The organism is Actinomadura violacea (assembly GCF_017573465.1).
GTDB classification, from domain to species: domain Bacteria; phylum Actinomycetota; class Actinomycetes; order Streptosporangiales; family Streptosporangiaceae; genus Spirillospora; species Spirillospora violacea.
Genome location: NZ_JAGEPF010000029.1, coordinates 61,282 through 77,014, shown reverse-complemented (window position 1 = coordinate 77,014; position 15,733 = coordinate 61,282). Strand labels below are relative to the sequence as shown.

Sequence of the window (15,733 nt, the reverse complement as noted above, 5' to 3'; positions counted from 1 at the left end):
CTGGGCCGGGATTGCGGAGTTACAGCGGGTAGACGCCCTCGGCCTGCGGGCCCTTCTGGCCCTGGGTGATCTCGAAGCCGACGCGCTGGTTCTCGTCCAGGCTGCGGTAGCCGCTGGTGCTGATCGCCGAGTAGTGGACGAACACGTCCGGGCCGCCGCCGTCGGGCGCGATGAACCCGAAGCCCTTTTCGGCGTTGAACCACTTCACGGTGCCTTCGGCCATGTCCTTCTCCTTTGGGTACGACCTACCGGCCCGCCGGGCGGCGGACCGGGCTGCAAGCGGACTCATCTCACGTCCGCCGGTCACCCGGAGAAACGGAGAACGCCCGTCGTCTTGAACTTCTACGGGCGTTTCGTAGAGCAAACGTTCGAGACTGCCTGGCTGGCCGCCGCGCCTGGCCGGCCGCGGCGACAGCAACGAACCTACCCCATGGCGGCCCGGCCGGAACCCCGACACACCTAAGTCAGATCATCGAGTGCTTCGGCGGCGCGGTGGCAGTCGTGGAACGTGCAGTACAGCGGTACGGGGGCGAGCCGCACGACGTCCGGCTCGCGCGCGTCGGCGAGCACGCCGTGCGTCTCCGCCAGCCGCCGCACCAGCTCCCCGGCGTCGCCGACCCGCAGCGACAGCTGGCTGCCGCGCGCCGCCGGATCGTCCGGGGTGATCACCTGGGCGCCGCGCAGCGGGGCGAGCCGCGCCGCGAGGTAGCCGGTGAGCCGCTCGCTGCGGGCCCGCAGCGCCTCCATCCCGACCCGGTCGAAGATCTCCAGGGAGGCCAGCACCGGGGCGAGCGCGAGGATCGGCGGGTTGGACAGCTGCCAGGCGTCGGCGGACGCGGGCGGCGCGATGTCGGGCTCCATCCGGAACCGGACGGACGGCTCGGTCCCCCACCAGCCCGACAGCTTCGGCACCGACGGGTCGGCGGTGTGCCGCTCGTGCACGAAGCAGCCGGCGACCGCGCCGGGCCCGCTGTTGAGGTACTTGTAGGTGCACCAGGCGGCGAAGTCGACGTCCCAGTCGTGCAGCCGCAGCGGGACGTTCCCGGCGGCGTGCGCCAGGTCCCAGCCGACGACGGCGCCGGCGGCGCGGCCCGCCTTGGTGATCGCGGCCATGTCCATGAGCTGGCCGGTCAGGTAGTTGACGCCGCCGAGCATCAGCAGCGCGACCGTGCCGCCCTCGCGTTCGAGGAACGCCAGGACGTCCTCGGTGCGCAGGTTGTCCTCGCCGGGCCGGGGCGCCAGCCGCACGACCGTGTCCACCGGGTCGAGCCCGTGGTGGACGGCCTGGCTGGCGACCGCGTAGGAGTCGGACGGGAACGCCGAGTCCTCAATGACGATGCGGGTGCGGTCCCCGGACGGGCGGTAGAAGCTCGCCATCATCAGGTGCAGGTTGACCGTCAGCGAGTTCATCGCGACGACCTCGTGCGGCAGGGCGCCGACGAGGCGGGCGGCGGGCTCGCGGAGCAGCTCGTGGTAGTCGACCCACGGGCGGCGGGCCTGGGTGTGGCCCTCGACGGCGAGCCGCGCCCAGTCGTCGAGCTCCTCGCGCAGGCGGCCGGCGACGGCCTTCGGCTGGAGGCCGAGCGAGTTGCCGGCGAAGTAGGCCGCCTCGGGGTGCGCCCCGCCGGGCGCGGGCGGGATGAGGAACTCGCCGCGCAGCGAGGGCAGCGGGTCGGTCTCGTCCAGCCGCAGCGCCTCGCGCTCCGCGGCTTCGCGCTCCGCGCTCATGACGCGCTCCCCGCGACGGCCGTGTCGGCGACGGTGGTGCCGGCGACGGCGACATCGGCGGCTTCGGCTCCGGCGTCGCCGGGGGGCGCGAAGAACTCCTCCGCGTTGCCGCCGAGCAGCCGGGCGCGGTCGGCGTCGTCCAGGCCGGGGCAGGCCCGGATCGTCGCGCCGGGCTCCTGCTCGCCCAGCGGGAACGGGTAGTCGGTGCCGAGCATGACCCGGTCGGCGCCCATCACCTCGACGAGCAGCCGGAGCGCGCGCGGATCGAACACGGCCGAGTCGACGTAGAAGCGGTCGGTGTACTCCGACGGCGGGCGCGGCGAGTCGGCGCGGACGATGTCGCGCCGGTGCCAGGCGTTGTCGGCGCGTCCGAGCGTGAACGCGAGGCTGCCGCCGCCGTGGCAGAAGCACAGCCGCAGCGACTCGGGGATCCGCTCGAACGCGCCGGACAGCATCAGCCCGAGGATGCTCAGCTGCGTCTCGGCGGGCATCCCGGACAGCCACGGCAGCATGTGGCCCTGCATCCGGTCGGCGCCGAGCATGTCCCACGGGTGGGCGAGCACGGGCAGGCCGATCCGGGCGCAGTGCGCGAGGAACGCGACGATGCCGGGGTCGTCCAGGTTGCGGTCGCCGACGTGGTTGCCGATGTGCACGCCGCGGTGCCCGGCCGCCGCAGCGCGCGTCGCGACCTCGCAGGCCAGCGCCGGGTCCTGCAGCGGGACCTGGCACAGCGGCAGCAGCCGGTCCGGAGCGTCCGCGCAGTAGCCGAGGATGCGGTCGTTGACCAGGTCGCACCAGTCGGCGGCGCGGGCCGGCTCGGCCGCGTACCCGAACATCAGCGGGGTCGACGAGACGGCCTGGACGCCGACGCCGGCGGCGTCCATGTCGGCCACCCGCCGCGCCGGGTCCCACAGGCCCTCCTCGACGGGGCGGTACTCGCGGTCGCCGCTCATCATCATGCCGGTGCCGTCGCCGTGGACGCGCAGCCACGGCTCGTCCCGGTCGCTGAGCGTGCGGCCCTCGGCGCGGCCGAGCCGCGGGAAGACATGGGCGTGGACGTCGATGACTGTCACTGGAGCTCCGTCGGGCGGGGGGTCAGGCGCGGGGCGCCGTCGTCGGGACCATGCTGGCGGGCCATTGCCGGCCCGGGTGGACGGCGCCGCAGTTCGGGCATTCGCGGTCGCCGCCGTAGAAGCCCTCGAAGGCGGGCGGGAGGTCGTCCACGATCGAGCGGACCTGGAGTTCGGCGCGGTGCACGAGGTGGTGGCACTCGGTGCAGTACCACTCGAACGCCTCCGTGAGCCCCTCCGGCCGCGGGATCTCCACCACCAGGCCGATCGAGCCCTCCTCGGGCCGCTGCGGGGAGTGCCGCACGTGCGGCGGCAGCAGGAACACGTCGCCCTCGTTGATCTGCAGGTCCGTCGGCGGCTTGCCCTCCTCCTCCATGACCCGCAGGACCATGTTGCCCTTGAGCTGGTAGAAGAACTCCTCGGTCGGGTCGTCGTGGAAGTCGGTGCGCTGGTTCGGGCCGCCGACCACCATGACGATCAGCCCGGCCTCCTCGAACACCTGGACGTTCCCGACGGGCGGCTTGAGCAGGTCGCGGTGCTCGTCGATCCACGCCTGGAAGTTGAACGGGCGCCCGAAGGTCAGCTGCGGCAGGGTCATGTTCCGGCCTCCTCGCCGGTAGTGGACGCGCCGGTGGAGGACGCGGCCGGGATGTGGGCGATGCACGAGATCTCGATGAGCAGGTGCGGGTGCGGAAGCTGGTGGACCGCGACGGTGGTGCGGGCCGGGCCGGTCTCGTCGAAGTACTCGCCGTAGACCTCGTTGTAGCCGCCGAAGTCGTTCATGTTCACCAGGTAGGTGGTGACGCTGACGACGTCGGACAGCGCTCCCCCGGCGGCCTCCAGCAGGTCGCCGATGTTCTCGATGACGGCGCGGGTCTGCTCGCGGATGTCGAGGTCGGTGACGCCCATCGGGTCGGCGCTCGCGCCGGCGAACGTGCCGTCGGGCCGCCGCGAGCTGGTGCCGGACACGAACACGAGGTCGCCGGCCCGCTTCACGTGCGGGAACCGTCCGCGCGGCCTGGCCTTGCCCTCGACGAGGATCGCGTCGCTCACCGGGTCGTCACCTCCGCGCTGCCGAGGCCGGCGCCGGTGACGCGGACGTGCGCGTCCTTGGGCAGCGGGACGGCGGCCGTCGCGGCGCCCGCGAGCACCACCCAGCCCGGTTCGAGGGTCATCCCGGCGCCGAGCGCGAGCCGGGCGGCGGCGCGCAGCGACCGGGCCGGGTCGCCGAGGATCGCTGCGGACGACCCGGTCTGCACCGGCCGCCCGTCGATCTCCATGAGCAGCCCGGCGTTGGACAGGTCGCGCGGCTCGTGCCAGGCACCGAAGCCGTAGCGGGCGGCGGAGGCGTTGTCGGCGATCACGTCCGGGAGCGTGAACTTGAAGTCCTCGTAGCGGGAGTCGAGGATCTCGAACCCGACGGCGACGCCCGCCACGGCCGACTCGACCTCGGCGACCGAGCGGACCTCGCGGCCGATCAGGTACACGATCTCCGGCTCGATCCGCGGATGGATGAGGTTCGACAGGTCCGCCGTCTCCCCGGCCTGCATCCCGTCGGTGAGCAGGCCCCAGATGACGTCGTCGACGCCCATCTGGACCATCTTCGCGCGGCTGGTGAAGCCCATCTTGACGCCGGAGAACCGCTCCCCGCGCCGGATCCGGTGCTCGATCAGCTCGCGCTGCACCGCGTACGCGGTCGGCACGTCGAACGGCTCCGCGTCGGTGAGCTTCGGGACCGCGCGGACGTCCCGGACGGCGCCGTCCAGCGTCGCGGCGAGCGCCTGCACGTCCACCATCAGGAAACCTCCTTGCCGAAGGCGACGCGGACGTCGCCGAGGCCGTCGATGCGGGCTTCGAACACGTCGCCGGGCGCGGCGGGCACGACCGGGCCGAGCGCGCCGGTCAGCACCGTGTCGCCGGCGCGCAGCGGGCGGCCGACGCGGGCGAGGGTGTCGGCGAGCCACAGCGCGGCGTTCAGCGGGTGGCCGAGGCAGGCGGCGCCGGTGCCGCTGGACAGCTGCTCGCCGCGCCGCTCGATGACCATCCCGCAGAGGCGCAGGTCGACGTCCTCGAGCCGGACGGGCCTGTTGCCGAGCGCGTACATGCCGGACGAGGCGTTGTCGGCGACGGTGTCGGCGAGGGTGATGTCCCAGTCGCGGATGCGGCTGCCGACGATCTCGATCGCCGGGAGCGCGAACGCGGTGGCGCGGATGAGGTCGGCGACGGTGTGCCGCTCGTGCGTCAGGTCGTGCTCCAGGACGAGCGCGACCTCCGCCTCGACGCGCGGCTGCAGGACGGCGCCGGCCGGGATCTCGTCGCCGTCCGGGACGGCCATGTCGGCGTACAGCATCCCGAAGTCGGGGCTGTCGACGCGCATCTGCTCCTGGACGGCGCGGGACGTCAGGCCGATCTTGCGGCCGGACAGCCGCCGCCCCTCCCCCAGCCACTTCTCGGTCATCCGGTTCTGGACGGCGTAGGCGTCGCCGGCGGCCGTGATGAGGTCGCGGACGGGCTCGCAGGGGACGCCGGAGGCGTAGGCGCCGAGCAGCCGCTCGGCCGCCGCGTCGATCGACGCGGCGCTCGCCGTGTTGTCGTTGGTCGGTTCGCTCACTGGCTCGCTCTCAGATCTGGATGCAGACGTTGACGGGCTCGGAGAAGAAGTCCAGTGAGTACTCTCCCCCTTCGCGGCCGATCCCGGACGCCTTGACGCCGCCGAACGGGGTGCGCAGGTCGCGCAGGTTCCAGCAGTTCACCCACACGATCCCGGTCTCCACCTGCGGCGCGACCCGGTGCGCCCTGGACAGGTCGCGGGTCCACACGGTGGAGGCGAGGCCGTAGGGGCTGTCGTTGGCGAGCCGGAGCGCCTCGTCCTCGGTGTCGAACGGCGCGACGTGGCAGACCGGCCCGAAGATCTCCTCGCGGACGGTCCGGGCCGTCTCGGGCAGCCCGGTGAGGACGGTCGGCTCGACGTGGAAGCCGCCGTCCCGGTCGTCGCCGAACGACGGCGCGCCGCCGCCTGCGACGACGGTGGCGCCCTCCTCGCGGGCGAGCCGGTAGTACGACAGCACCTTGTCGCGGTGCGCGGCGGAGATCATCGGCCCGTAGTCCGCGAGTTCCCTCGCACGCGCGCCGAGCCGCTCGACGAACTCGTCGAAGATCGGGCGCTCGACGTAGACGCGCTCGGTGCACAGGCAGATCTGCCCGGAGTGGGTGAACGACGAGCGGACCGTGCCGTCGACGGCGGCGTCGAGGTCGGCGTCGGCGAACACCAGCGCCGGGTTCTTGCCGCCCAGCTCGAACGAGACCGGCGTGATGTGGTCGGCGGCGTTGCGCATGATCGCCGAGCCGGTCGCGGACTCGCCGGTGAACGCGATGGCGTCGACGCCAGGGTGCCCGGTGAGGAACTCGCCGGCCGCGCCGGGGCCGTGCCCGTGCACGAGGTTGAACGCGCCGGACGGCAGCCCCGCCTGGTCGATGACCTGGGCGAGCAGCGTCGCGGTGGACGGGGTCTCCTCCGACGGCTTGACGACGACCGCGTTCCCGGCGGCGAGCGCCGGCGCGACCTTCCAGGTCATCAGCAGCAGCGGCAGGTTCCACGGCGAGATGATCGCGACGACGCCGAGCGGGCGCCGCACCGTGTAGTTGAGGGCCTGCCCGCCGCCGGTGCTCCAGCCCGGCACCTGCGTGGTGTAGGCGCGCTCGGGCCGGCCGTACAGCAGGTCGGCGTAGGCGCGGAAGTTGCCGATGGCGCGGGGCACGTCCACGGTCTCGGCGAACGCGCGGGGACGTCCGGTGTCGGCGACCTCGGCGTCCACGAACTCCTCGAACCGCGCCTGGATCCCGTCGGCGATCCGCCGCATCGCGGCCGCCCGCTCCTCGACGCCGCTGGTCCCCCACGGCCCGCGCACGGCCTCGCGCGCCGCGGCGACCGCGTCGTCCACGACCTCGCGCGGCGCCTCCGGGACGCCGCCGATCTCCGCGCCGTCGGCGGGCGAGAACAGCGGGAAGGCCGGTCCGTCCGAACGGAACACCCCGCCGACGTAGTGCTCAGCCTTCATTCCGCTCCTCCACGACCCGATCTGCCCTGACGGTGCGATCCTCCGCCCGAAGAGCTATGCCATGCAAATACCAAAGATCCGCAGAGCTATCACGATGCTGTGATATCAAAGCGGTATGCGTGCGATCGACCTGCTCAACGGGCGGCTCAAGCTGCGGCACCTGGTCCTCGTCGTGGCCATCGCCGACCAGGGCAGCGTGCTGCGCGCCGCCGAGCACCTGCGGCTCGCGCAGCCCGCGGTGACGCGCAGCCTGCGCGAGGTCGAGCACATCCTCGGCGTCGAGCTGTTCACCCGCGGCCCGCGCGGCGTGACGCCGACGATGTTCGGCGACGCGTTCGTCGAGCACGCCCGCGCCGTGCTGGCCGAGCTGCGCCGGGCCGGCGAGCGGATCACCGGGCTCGCCGACGGCGAGGTCGGCACCGTCACCATCGGCACCCTGCTCGCCGGCTCGAACGTGCTGCTGCCGCGCGCAATCGCGGCGCTCAAGCGGGACCGCCCCGGCATCACCGTGATCGTCCAGGAGGCCACCTTCGACGCGCAGGTGCCGCGGCTGCTGGACGGCGAGATCGACCTGATCCTCGGCCGCCTCAACCCGATCGGCGACCTGCGCGGGCTGCGCCAGGTCACCCTGTACGGCGAGCCGATCCGGCTGGTCGCCCGGCACGGCCATCCGGCCCGGTCCCGCCCCGGCCTCGCCCTCGCCGACCTGCTCGACTACCCGTGGGTGCTGCCGCTGGAGCAGACCGCGCTGCGCACCGAGCTGGAGCAGGTGTTCCGCGCCGGCGGGCTGGAGCCGCCCGGCGACCTGGTCGAGTGCACGTCGGTGCTGACCGTCCGGACGCTGGTCCGCGACACCGACATGATCGCCGCGCTGCCGCAGCTGGTCGCCGAGACCGACGCCGACATCGCGCCGCTGCCGGTGCCGCTGGAGACGGTCCGCCGCCAGGTCGGCGTCACGCTGCCCGCGCACCGCGCGCCGACGCCGTCCGCCCGGCTGATGCTGGAGCACCTGCGCCGCGAGGCCACCAAGATCGCGGCGGCCTGATCACAGCGACCGGACGAGGCCCAGCAGCGCGCGGCCGACCGCCGACTCCGCGTCCGCGAGGTCGAGGACGACGTCGAAGTGGTCGCGGTCCGGCACCACCATCGCCTCGCCCGCGCCCCACAGCGGCGCGAACGCCCGCGACTGCCCGACGAAGCCGGCGCCGTCGTGCTCGGCGACCGCGACGACCGCCGGGCAGCGCCGCCCGTGCGGCAGCAGCGCCGGGCTGAGCGCCGCCGCGCGCTCCACGTCCAGCTTCACGTACTCGTTGACGTAGACGCGGGTGATCGGGCGGATGTCGAACAGCCCGCTGAACGGCATCGCCGCCTTCACCACGTCCTCCGGCAGGCCGAGCTCCTCCTGCCACCCGCCGACCATCGTCATGCCGGTCAGGTGGCCGCCCGCCGAACTGCCGCCGACGACGATCCGCCCGGGGTCGAGGCCGTGCTCGCGGCCGTGCCGGTGCACCCAGGCGATGGACGCGCGCACCTGCCGGACGATCTCCTCCAGCGTCGCCTTCGGCGCGAGCGTGTAGTCCGGCACGACCGTGGCGATGCCGTGCTCGTGGAGCGTGCGCGCCATGAACGAGGAGTCCGCGCGCGACAGCGCCATCCAGTAGCCGCCGTGCAGGAACACGAACACCGGCCGTGGACCGTCGTCGCCGACGCCCCACACGTCCAGCCGCTCGCCGCTCGCCTCGTCGTAGACGATCCCGGGATGCCCCGGCAGCCCGTCCACGGCGCTCTCGGACTCGGCCCGGTACCGGGCCATGTGCCGCTCGAACAGCTCCGGCCCGGCCTTGCGCCGCACGTTGTAGGCGACGTCCAGTTCCTCGTCGCTCAGTTCGCTGCCCGGCCAGTCGTCCAGGTCGACCACGACCACCCACCCCTCCCGGTCCGCCCCAGCCTCCCGCCGGCGCCCCGGATCGATCAAATACCCGTCTCGTCCCCCGCTATCACCATCACGCTATGCCTGCACCGTCCGGCTATGCCCAGACCGGCTCGTCCGACTCCGCGACCCGGCCGTCCGCGCCGAACACCAGGTACCGGTCGAAGTCGGCGGCGAACCAGCGGTCGTGCGTGACGGCCAGGACGGTCCCGGCGTACGACGCGAGCCCGTCCTGCAGCGCCTCGGCGCTCGCCAGGTCGAGGTTGTCGGTCGGCTCGTCGAGCAGCAGGAGCGTCGCGCCGGACAGCTCCAGCAGCAGGATCTGCAGCCGCGCCTGCTGCCCGCCCGACAGCGTCTCGAACGGCCGCGACCCGGCGGGTGCCAGCTCGTAGCGGGCCAGCGCCGCCATCGCGTCGTTGCGGGTCAGGGCGTGCCCGGTCATGACGATCTCGGCGGGCGTCCGGTCGCGCAGGTCGGGCCGCGCGTGCGTCTGGACGAAGTGACCGGGGACGACCCGCGCGCCGAGCCGCGCCTCGCCGCGGTGCGGGACGTCCGCCCCGGCGAGCAGCCGCAGGAACGTCGACTTGCCCGAGCCGTTCGAGCCGAGCACCGCGACCCGCTCGCCGTACCGGACCTCCAGGTCGAAGGGGCGGACGAGGCCGGTCAGCTCCAGCGACGCGCACACCAGGGCGCGCTTGCCGGTGCGGCCGCCGCGCAGCCGCATCCGCACGTTCTGCTCCTTCGGCGCGCTCCGCGGCGGCCCGGCCTCCTCGAACCTGCGCAGCCGCGTGCGCGCCGCCTGGTACGACGAGGCGACCGCGTCGTTGCTCGCCGCCCGCTGCCGCAGCGTGTGGACCAGCCGTTTCAGCCGCGCGTGCTCCTCGTCCCACCGGCGGCGCCGCTCGTGCAGCCGTCCGGTGCGCTCGCGCCGCGCCGTCGCGTACCCGGCGAACCCTCCGCCGTGCACCCACAGGTCGCGGGACTCCACCGTGACGATCCGGTCGGCGGCGTCGGCGAGCAGCCGCCGGTCGTGCGAGACCAGCAGGACGGTCTTGCCCGTCGCCCGCAGCCGTTCCGCCAGCCACTCCTTGCCGGGCACGTCCAGGTAGTTGTCGGGCTCGTCGAGCAGGAGCACCTCGTCGGGACCGCGCAACAGCGCCTCCAGGACGAGCCGCTTCTGCTCGCCGCCCGACAGCGTGCCCACGCCGCGCGCCTCAGCGCGGTCGAAGGGCAGGCCGAGCGCGGCGGTCGTGCAGGTGTCCCAGACGACCTCGATGCCGTAGCCGCCGGCGTCGGTGTAGTCGGCGATGGCCCGCGCGTAGGCGAGCTGGCTCTCCTCGGTCTCGTCCAGTTCGCGCTCCGCCTGCGCCAGGGCCGCGGCGGCGGCGCGGACCGGCGCGGGCGCCACCGAGAGCAGCAGGTCGCGGACGGTCCGGTCGTCCCGGACACCGCCGATGAACTGCCGCATCACTCCGAGCCCGCCGGTGCTCGCCACGGTCCCGTCCGACGGCGCGACGTCCCCGGCGATCAGGCGCAGCAGGGTGGTCTTTCCCGCGCCGTTCGGGCCGACGAGCGCGCCCTTCGCCCCCTCGCCGATGCGGAAGGAGACGTCGTCCAGCAGCGCCCGGCCGTCCGGCAGCAGGTACGTCAGGCGGCTCACCTCGATGTGTCCCATCACCCCTCCTCGTACGGTGTTCGGGTAACCGGATCGTTGATCTGGTGCCCGCCCAATGTACTAGCCTGCTTCCATGACCGAGAGCGTGTGGCTGCGCGAGACCCGGCCCCGGCGCGAGGCGCCGCCGCTGAGCCGCGGGCGGATCGTCGCCGAGGCCGTGGCGCTGCTGGACGAGGAGGGCGCGGACCGGCTGACGATGCGCCGGCTCGCCGAGCGCCTGGACACCGGCTCCACGACGCTGTACTGGCACGTCAAGACCAAGGACGACGTGCTGGACCTCGCGCTCGACACGATCTTCGGCGAGGTGGCGGTGCCGTCCGGCCGGACGGACGGCTGGCGCGCGGACGCGGCCTCGCTGGTGCACGGCTGGCGGGCGGCGATGCTCCGCCACCCCTGGTCGGTCGCCGTGCTCGGGCGGCCGCTGCTCGGGCCGAACGTCCTGGCGCGCACCGAGTTCCTGCACTCCGCGCTGGCCGGCGCGGGCCTCACCGGCCCGGACCTGGTCGCGGCGGCCTACGGGCTCGCCAACTTCGTCATCGGCTCCGCACTGATGCAGGTCGCCTCAGGTGGTGCCGACGAAGGGCGGGAGGCGGCGGACGGCCTGCTCGCCCGGGAGCGCGACCGCTACCCGAGCCTCGCCGCGCACGGGCATCTCAGCGGCCACGACTGGGACGACGCGTTCGCACGCGGCCTCGACTACCTCCTGGACGGGATCGCCCACCGCCTCTGATCCCCCGCCGTTCCGGCCGCACGCCGCAGCGCCCGGCCCCTGGAACACGGGGCCGGGCGCTGCGGAGGCCGTCAGAGGACCTTGCTGAGGAACGCCTTCGTGCGCTCGTTGGACGGGTTGTCGAGCACGTCACTGGGACGCCCCGATTCGACCACGACGCCGCCGTCCATGAACACGACCCGGTCGGCCACCTCGCGCGCGAAGCCGACCTCGTGCGTGACGACGATCATGGTGAGGCCCTCCTCGGCGAGGGTCTTCATCGTCTCCAGCACGTCGCCGACCAGCTCGGGGTCCAGCGCGCTCGTCGGCTCGTCGAACAGCATCAGCTTCGGCCGCATCGCCAGCGCGCGGGCGATGGCGACGCGCTGCTGCTGGCCGCCGGACAGCTGCCGCGGGTAGCCGTCCGCCTTGTCGGCGAGGCCGACCTTGGCGAGCAGCCCGCGGGCCCGCTCTCGGGCCTGCCCGCGGGGCTCGCGGCGCACGCCGGTGGGCGCCTCGATGACGTTCTGCAGGACGGTCAGGTGCGGGAACAGGTTGAACTGCTGGAACACCATGCCGATCTCGCGGCGCTGCCGGGTGACGTCCCGCTTGCGCAGATGCCGCACCTTCCCGCCGGACGCGCTGAACCCGATCAGCTCGCCGTCGACGTGCACCGAGCCGCCGTCGATGGTCTCCAGGTGGTTGACACACCGCAGGAACGTCGACTTGCCCGACCCGGACGGCCCGAGGACCACCACGACCTCGCCGGGGTCCACGTCGAGGTCGACGCCCTTCAGCACCTCCAGGTGCCCGAACCTCTTGCGGACGCCCCGCGCCCGGACCATCGGCACCCCGCTGCGGGGCGCGTCCTCGTCCTGCGGCTTGTCCTTCTCCAGCGTGCTCAAGCGGTCACCTCCGGGGGCGGAACCGGGCGGCGGCGCCGCATCAGGACGAAGTCCCAGAAGCCCTGCCGGGCGTTGCGGGTCGCGCCGCGCGCGTAGTGGTGCTCGATGAACGACTGCCCGACGTACAGGATCGAGGTGATCACCAGGTACCAGAGGCAGGCGACGAGCAGCAGCGGGATGGTCTGGAACGTCCGGTTGTAGATGGACTGGACGGTGTAGAGCAGGTCGGCGAGCGCGATCACGCTGACCAGCGACGTCGCCTTCAGCATGTTGATCACCTGGCTGCCGGTGGGCGGCACGATGAACCGCATCGCCTGCGGCAGCACGATCCGGCGGAACGTGCGGACGCCGCCCATCCCGAGCGCCTGGGCGGCCTCGGTCTGGCCCGGGTCGACGGCCAGCAGCCCGCCGCGGATGATCTCGGCCATGTAGGCGGCCTCGTTCAGGCCGAGCCCGAGGACGGCCGCGACCAGCGGGGTGATGAGCTGGTTGGTGCTGCCGTGCGCGAACTCCGGCCCGAACGGGATCCCGACCGAGATGCGCGGCAGCAGCGCCGACAGGTTGTACCAGATCACCAGCTGCACCAGCACGGGGATGCCGCGGAAGAACCACACGTACAGCCCGCACGCGGCGCGCAGCAGCGGGTTGTCCGACAGCCGGCCGACCGCGAGCAGGATCCCGCCGGCGATGCCGACCGCCATCGCGATGACGGTCAGCTCCAGCGTGATGGCGATGCCGTCCCCGATGAGGGAGGCGTTGACGTAGCGGCCGACGACGTCCCACTGGAAGTTGTCGTTGGTCCACAGCAGGTGGGCGAACTGGGCCGCGAGGACCAGCACGACCAGCGAGGCCACCCACCGCAGCGGGTGCCGGACGTGCGCGGCGCCGGCCACGTCGACGTCGGCGACGGTGTCGCCGGAGCGCTTCTCGGTCATGGTCACCGCCGGTTCACCCCTCCCTGGGCGCCAGGTTCATGCCCGGCGCGTCGAGCATGTTCGCGGTCAGGCCCCATTCGGTCATGACCTTCTTGTAGGTGCCGTTCTCCACGAGCTTGCGCAGCGCCCGCAGCAGGACGTCCTTCAGCGGCGAGTCCTTGCCCACGACGGCGCCCTGGTACAGGTCGTCGAAGCCGTTGGCCTTGCCGGTGCCCGCGAGCTGCAGGTCGTCGCCGGACTGCTTGACGAAGTAGCCGAGCGGCGCCTGCGAGGAGAAGAACGCGTCGGCGCGGTGCGAGCGGACGGCGAGGGTCGCGGTCGGCTGGTCCTTGTACGACTGGACCTGCACGGCGGGCCTGCCCTGCTGGACGCAGGTCCCCGACTGCTTCTTGGCGACGTCCTCGGCGGAGCCGCCCGCCATCACCGAGATCTTCAGCCCGCAGGTGTCGGCGATGGACCCGATGTGCTTCGGGTTGCCCTTCGGGACGGCGAAGACGACGAACTCGCGCACCCAGTCGACGAAGACGTTGTCGCCCTCCCGTTCGGGGAAGTCGCCGATCGGGCCGAGCGCGAAGTCGTACCGGCCGGCCTTGATGCCGGTCAGCTCGCTCGGCAGCCCGTCGACGGTGACGTGCTCGATCTTCACGCCGAGCAGCTGGCTGAGCGCGGTGGCGAGGTCGGCGGACGCCCCGGACAGCGACCGGCCGTCCGACCCGGCGATCTCGTACGGCGGGAACGAGCCGTTGTTGACCGAGATCAGCTTGCCGGACGCCTTGTTCTTGGCGGGCAGCGCGTCGTGCAGCGCGTGGTCGACGGTCTGGCGGAGGTCGGCCTCCTTGACGCCCTGCGCGGACTTGCCGCCGCCGAGGATCCCCTCGGCCTCGGGCGGGTTCGCGCCGCACGCGGCCGTCGCGGCGAGCAGCGCGCCCGCGAGGGCGGCGGAGATCGCCGTGCGGCCCCTCATGCCGTCTCCTCTCTCGGCCGGATGGACGGGTCGACGCGGAAGCGCCGGTTCGCGAGCACCGGGAGCTTGCGCCGGGCCTCGTCGAGCTCCTCGCGGTCGGCGACCGCCCACAGCAGCCCGGGCCGGTCGGCGAGCCGGTCGCGGACGATGCCGAGCGGGTCGACGACCATGCTCGCGCCGATGTTGCGGCGGCCGCACTCGCCGGAGGCCGCCACGTAGCAGGTGTTCTCCAGCGCCCGGGCGGTGACCATGACCTCCCAGTGCCGCTCCTTGGCGGGGCCGCGCACCCAGGCCGCCGGCAGCGCGAGCACCTGCGCGCCCGCGTCGACCAGCAGCCTGGCCATTTCCGGGAATCTTACGTCGTAGCAGGTCATGAGCCCCACCCGCCAGCCGGCGCAGTCGAACACGACCGGCTCGCCGTCGCCGGGGCGGACGCGGTCGGACTCCCGCGAGCCGAACGCGTCGTACAGGTGGACCTTCCGGTAGACGGCGACGACGGCGCCGTCGCGGATCGCGGCGAGGGTGTTGTGCACCTTGCCGCCACCGGCGGGCTCGTGGATCCCCACGACGACGGTCGTGCGCGTGCCCGCGGTGTGCTCCAGCAGGCCCGTGACGAACGGGCCGTCGAGCGGCTGCGCGACCTCGGCGATCCGGTCGGGCTCGTCGATGAACAGGGCGAGGGAGTCCTCGGGCAGGACGAGCAGGTCCGCGCCGCCTTCCGCGGCCTCGTCGATGAGCGTCATGCAGGTCTTGAGGTTGGTCTGCCAGTCCTCGGTGGAGGCGAACTGGCCCACGGCGATCCTCACGCGAAGACCTCCTCGGCCTTGATGGGGCGGGGCGCGATGCCCTGCTCGTGCAGTTCCTCGCAGAACGCCGCGACCATCGCGGCGTTGGCGTCGGCGCCGTACGGCATCCAGTCGTCGCCGAAGAGGCGCGCCTGGGTCTCCAGCTCGTCCAGCAGCCAGGGGGTGGTGTCGGTGAGCAGGCGGCGGCGCTCCAGCCACACCCGCTTGGACTCCTCGAAGGCGTCCTGCAGCACCTCGGGGAGCCACGGGTACTCGTCCACGACCTCGCGCTTGAGGGCGAGGATGTGGATGCCGGGGACGAAGCCGGTGCGGGCGAAGTACTCCCGCTCGGCCGCGCGGTGGTCGGCGTAGAGGTGCCGGAACCGGCTGTGCGGCGTGAACATCTCCGGCGGCATGAACGGCGTGAACACCGCGTCGAAGGTGCCGTCGGCGAGCCCGTTGACCAGCGAGCGGTCCGCCAGCCGCACGTTGGCGGGCAGCGGGCGCGTCCCGACGCGGTCCTTGCCGCTCTCGCCCGCGGCGAGCGGGCCGACGCGCCATTGGATCGCCGACAGGTCGACGCCGTCGGCGCGCAGCAGCGCCCGGGTCCAGGTGTTGCCGGAGTCGGGCCAGCCCGTCAGCCCGATCGTCGCCCCGGCCAGGTCGCGCGGCGCGGCGAGCGCGCTGTCGCCGCGGACGAGCACGCAGCGCTGCCGGAAGCCGCGCATCACGAACACCGGAAGCCCGGCGAGCCGCTCGTCGCCGTCGCCGCGGCCGAGGACGTACCGGCTGAAGGACGTCTCACCGCCGTCGAGGCCGGGCTCGGCGAGGACGTCCGGGGTGACGTCCCGGGACTCGATCTCCAGCGCCACGCCGCGGGCGCGCACCCGGCCGGTGACCAGCGGGACGAGATGGTCCCAGTCCCGCAGCGCCAGGCGAATACGTGGAATCGGCACAACGCTCCATTTCCGCAT

17 protein-coding genes are annotated in these 15,733 nt (G+C 73.2%); 2 read left to right on the top strand and 15 right to left on the bottom strand.

Annotation, left to right across the window (positions count from 1 at the left end; translation table 11 throughout):
• Window positions 1-19: 19 nt before the first annotated feature.
• The 8 genes from J4709_RS39580 to J4709_RS39545 form a co-directional block, all read right to left on the bottom strand.
• Window positions 20-223 (bottom strand): cold-shock protein, encoded by a 204-nt coding sequence (locus tag J4709_RS39580; protein ID WP_173100790.1) that lies wholly within the window; start codon window positions 221-223, stop codon window positions 20-22.
• Between the two features lie 236 nt (window positions 224-459).
• Window positions 460-1,728, bottom strand: a complete 1,269-nt coding sequence (gene kynU / locus J4709_RS39575) for a kynureninase (protein ID WP_208249400.1) — start codon at window positions 1,726-1,728, stop codon at window positions 460-462.
• On the bottom strand, window positions 1,725-2,801 hold the full coding sequence (locus J4709_RS39570; protein ID WP_208249398.1) for an amidohydrolase family protein: 1,077 nt from the start codon (window positions 2,799-2,801) through the stop codon (window positions 1,725-1,727). Before J4709_RS39570 ends, kynU begins: the two co-directional genes overlap by 4 nt.
• A 22-nt stretch (window positions 2,802-2,823) precedes the next feature.
• Window positions 2,824-3,396, bottom strand: coding sequence for a 3-hydroxyanthranilate 3,4-dioxygenase (locus J4709_RS39565; RefSeq protein ID WP_208249396.1), 573 nt, complete (start codon window positions 3,394-3,396; stop codon window positions 2,824-2,826).
• Window positions 3,393-3,851 (bottom strand): RidA family protein, encoded by a 459-nt coding sequence (locus tag J4709_RS39560; protein ID WP_208249395.1) that lies wholly within the window; start codon window positions 3,849-3,851, stop codon window positions 3,393-3,395. Before J4709_RS39560 ends, J4709_RS39565 begins: the two co-directional genes overlap by 4 nt.
• Window positions 3,848-4,594, bottom strand: coding sequence for a 2-keto-4-pentenoate hydratase (locus J4709_RS39555; RefSeq protein ID WP_232384751.1), 747 nt, complete (start codon window positions 4,592-4,594; stop codon window positions 3,848-3,850). Before J4709_RS39555 ends, J4709_RS39560 begins: the two co-directional genes overlap by 4 nt.
• Window positions 4,594-5,409, bottom strand: coding sequence for a 2-keto-4-pentenoate hydratase (locus tag J4709_RS39550; protein ID WP_208249393.1), 816 nt, complete (start codon window positions 5,407-5,409; stop codon window positions 4,594-4,596). The genes J4709_RS39555 and J4709_RS39550 overlap by 1 nt, the downstream gene beginning before the upstream one ends.
• Before the next feature lie 10 nt (window positions 5,410-5,419).
• Complete coding sequence (locus J4709_RS39545; protein ID WP_208249388.1) at window positions 5,420-6,856, bottom strand: 2-hydroxymuconic semialdehyde dehydrogenase; 1,437 nt, start codon at window positions 6,854-6,856, stop codon at window positions 5,420-5,422.
• A 115-nt stretch (window positions 6,857-6,971) separates the two neighbouring features.
• On the opposite strand from J4709_RS39545, the gene J4709_RS39540 reads away from it, so the two are divergent.
• Window positions 6,972-7,901: a LysR substrate-binding domain-containing protein gene (locus J4709_RS39540; RefSeq protein ID WP_208249387.1), complete on the top strand. Its 930-nt coding sequence runs from the start codon at window positions 6,972-6,974 to the stop codon at window positions 7,899-7,901.
• On the opposite strand, the gene J4709_RS39535 is transcribed toward J4709_RS39540, so the two are convergent.
• Entirely contained in the window at window positions 7,902-8,780 is an 879-nt protein-coding gene (locus J4709_RS39535; protein WP_307801956.1) for an alpha/beta hydrolase, read from the bottom strand. It lies immediately after the preceding gene.
• A 103-nt stretch (window positions 8,781-8,883) separates the two neighbouring features.
• Window positions 8,884-10,461, bottom strand: coding sequence for an ABC-F family ATP-binding cassette domain-containing protein (locus J4709_RS39530; protein WP_208249386.1), 1,578 nt, complete (start codon window positions 10,459-10,461; stop codon window positions 8,884-8,886).
• Between the two features lie 73 nt (window positions 10,462-10,534).
• Between J4709_RS39530 and J4709_RS39525 the strand changes: the two genes are divergently transcribed.
• On the top strand, window positions 10,535-11,191 hold the full coding sequence (locus tag J4709_RS39525; protein WP_208249383.1) for a TetR/AcrR family transcriptional regulator: 657 nt from the start codon (window positions 10,535-10,537) through the stop codon (window positions 11,189-11,191).
• Window positions 11,192-11,262: 71 nt separating this feature from the next.
• Here the strand turns inward: J4709_RS39525 and J4709_RS39520 are convergent, their stop codons facing one another.
• Genes J4709_RS39520 through J4709_RS55915 form a run of 5 tightly spaced genes read right to left on the bottom strand, consistent with a single transcriptional unit; the run spans window position 11,263 to window position 15,715 of the window.
• Window positions 11,263-12,015, bottom strand: a complete 753-nt coding sequence (locus tag J4709_RS39520; RefSeq protein ID WP_208249563.1) for an amino acid ABC transporter ATP-binding protein — start codon at window positions 12,013-12,015, stop codon at window positions 11,263-11,265.
• Window positions 12,016-12,071: 56 nt separating this feature from the next.
• Window positions 12,072-13,010 carry an amino acid ABC transporter permease gene (locus tag J4709_RS39515; RefSeq protein ID WP_208249561.1) on the bottom strand — a complete coding sequence of 313 codons (939 nt, stop codon included), beginning with the start codon at window positions 13,008-13,010 and terminating at the stop codon, window positions 12,072-12,074.
• 13 nt (window positions 13,011-13,023) lie between these two features.
• Window positions 13,024-13,974, bottom strand: a complete 951-nt coding sequence (locus tag J4709_RS39510) for an ABC transporter substrate-binding protein (protein WP_208249376.1) — start codon at window positions 13,972-13,974, stop codon at window positions 13,024-13,026.
• Window positions 13,971-14,780: a deaminated glutathione amidase gene (locus J4709_RS55920; RefSeq protein ID WP_307801954.1), complete on the bottom strand. Its 810-nt coding sequence runs from the start codon at window positions 14,778-14,780 to the stop codon at window positions 13,971-13,973. The genes J4709_RS39510 and J4709_RS55920 overlap by 4 nt, the downstream gene beginning before the upstream one ends.
• Window positions 14,777-15,715: a periplasmic binding family protein gene (locus J4709_RS55915; RefSeq protein ID WP_232384750.1), complete on the bottom strand. Its 939-nt coding sequence runs from the start codon at window positions 15,713-15,715 to the stop codon at window positions 14,777-14,779. The genes J4709_RS55920 and J4709_RS55915 overlap by 4 nt, the downstream gene beginning before the upstream one ends.
• Window positions 15,716-15,733 lie beyond the last annotated feature (18 nt).

Excerpts from the sequence above, each read along its gene's own strand:
- J4709_RS39565 (WP_208249396.1), bottom strand. The coding sequence starts at position 3,396 with ATGACCCTGCCGCAGCTGACCTTCGGGCGCCCGTTCAACTTCCAGGCG.
- J4709_RS39545 (WP_208249388.1), bottom strand. The coding sequence starts at position 6,856 with ATGAAGGCTGAGCACTACGTCGGCGGGGTGTTCCGTTCGGACGGACCG.
- J4709_RS39515 (WP_208249561.1), bottom strand. The coding sequence starts at position 13,010 with ATGACCGAGAAGCGCTCCGGCGACACCGTCGCCGACGTCGACGTGGCC.
- J4709_RS39530 (WP_208249386.1), bottom strand. The coding sequence starts at position 10,461 with ATGGGACACATCGAGGTGAGCCGCCTGACGTACCTGCTGCCGGACGGC.
- kynU (WP_208249400.1), bottom strand. The coding sequence starts at position 1,728 with ATGAGCGCGGAGCGCGAAGCCGCGGAGCGCGAGGCGCTGCGGCTGGAC.
- J4709_RS39540 (WP_208249387.1), top strand. The coding sequence starts at position 6,972 with ATGCGTGCGATCGACCTGCTCAACGGGCGGCTCAAGCTGCGGCACCTG.
- J4709_RS39520 (WP_208249563.1), bottom strand. The coding sequence starts at position 12,015 with ATGGTCCGGGCGCGGGGCGTCCGCAAGAGGTTCGGGCACCTGGAGGTG.
- J4709_RS39510 (WP_208249376.1), bottom strand. The coding sequence starts at position 13,974 with ATGAGGGGCCGCACGGCGATCTCCGCCGCCCTCGCGGGCGCGCTGCTC.
- J4709_RS39580 (WP_173100790.1), bottom strand. The coding sequence starts at position 223 with ATGGCCGAAGGCACCGTGAAGTGGTTCAACGCCGAAAAGGGCTTCGGG.
- J4709_RS39525 (WP_208249383.1), top strand. The coding sequence starts at position 10,535 with ATGACCGAGAGCGTGTGGCTGCGCGAGACCCGGCCCCGGCGCGAGGCG.
- J4709_RS39555 (WP_232384751.1), bottom strand. The coding sequence starts at position 4,594 with ATGGTGGACGTGCAGGCGCTCGCCGCGACGCTGGACGGCGCCGTCCGG.